Raw genomic sequence first — 1,541 nt, forward strand, 5'->3', positions numbered from 1 at the left:
GACCGTGTCAAGTTGTTGTAGGTTTTGCTAATGAAGATAGAAAACCCTTGTTATTTATCTAACAGATAAAGCCACCCTTATTTATTCCTCTCATTATGGCACCTATGGCCCCACTGGAAAGTTCACTACCCGGTATTCTTACGCTCCAGTCCTGGACATCCTTCTTATTACCCTGGGCCCAGCTCTTTGCAGCCGAAAGGATTGGCTCCATCTTTTCCGCTTCTACTATTTCTTTTTTTCTAAGCATGGTTCTATCTAGTTTATTACCGTTTTCCAGGTGAACCCTTATAGCGCTTAGTTTCTCAAGGCCTTCATAGGACCAGGACAAGGGGTCTCTGGAAAAACGCCTAGAAAAGATATGACTGACCAGGCCCTCAGCACAGCTTCCACCATGATCTAAACTAAAGTGGTTTACTATACCTTCCTTGTTGTTTTGCAGATAAGTCCATAGCTCCTCTGCCTTTTCACCTGTGCACACATCACTATCCACTAGGATCTGAAGCTCTTTTTCTAGCTTCTCATCATCCCAGGGACTTAGACACTCCCGAAGCATAGTTCTTAGTCGTCCGTCTCCTTGGCAGACTCCCAGAAGTGCTCTTTCTAGATGGAAGTGATCAAAGACAGAGATGCTACGGGGAAGAGTCTCTTTAAGGGTTCTTATCCAGGAAGCTCCATCCCCATGAACATATATCCTCTTTACATAATCTAGCTCATAAAGACTATCTAAGCTATCCAGAACCCGGTCTGCAAAGTCTGAGGGCTTTTCATTAACGCTACTTACTATCTTGCGATTTGTTAGCTGGTAGCGGTTTTTACCCACCTTTTTCTTATTCTCGTGGATAGCAGCAAATCTTATTTGCCCTGAACTTCTACGTTCAGACTGTAGGTGGACATGATCTTCATCTGCCTGGATGTGGATCTCATCTACCTTTTTCTTATCCTGCTCATTCTCATCAGCAAGCTCAGGCACACTAACACTACGGATAGCCTTCATTACAGTGCTGGCGCTTACTGGGTTTACACAGACCAGTTTACTGGCTTGGCGGTAACTCATTGAGCTGGCTGCTTCCACTAGAGAAAGCTGGAGGTTATCCTCTAGGCGCTGATAGGGCTCTATGCTTAGAGCTAGGTCAGTTAGATAGCAGTGATTCCTAGTCTCAGAGTCCCGGTAGTAGCGTCTAGAGTACTCAAGAAGACCATGCCTAGTCTCAAGGTTCCTAGGGACATCTTTTTTGATAACCTTAAAGTTTTCTCTTTCTTCCCTGGCCAAAAAGATAGCATTATCAAGTTCTTCTATCCTTTGGCTGGTATAGCTTAGGATAAATTCATCGAAGGTTGACTGGCACTCTTCTAGAAACTGGCCTAGATCTTTTCCAATTAAATCAACTTTATACAGTTTTTCTGTTAATTCTTTAAGTGTTTGTAGTATACTAATCATGAAAGCTCCTTTTGTTCTGCTTTGTTGCGTTGATATCAACAGTTTAGCACATGGGGGCTTTCTTTTATTTCAATTATACGACCTACAACTACTGTACACTACC

At 43.0% G+C, this 1,541-nt stretch carries 1 protein-coding gene; it reads right to left on the reverse strand.

Going from position 1 to position 1,541, the window contains the following annotated elements; genetic code table 11:
* Positions 1-58: 58 nt before the first annotated feature.
* A complete protein-coding gene (locus GXZ13_07190) occupies positions 59-1,438 on the reverse strand; it encodes an ISLre2 family transposase (GenBank protein ID NLX75591.1) in 1,380 nt (459 codons plus the stop codon).
* Between the last annotated feature and the right edge of the window lie 103 nt (positions 1,439-1,541).

Source organism: Synergistaceae bacterium (assembly GCA_012728235.1).
GTDB lineage: Bacteria > Synergistota > Synergistia > Synergistales > Synergistaceae > JAAYFL01.

Bases quoted from the DNA above. Each gene is read 5' to 3' on its own strand.
- GXZ13_07190 (NLX75591.1), bottom strand. From the start codon at position 1,438: ATGATTAGTATACTACAAACACTTAAAGAATTAACAGAAAAACTGTAT.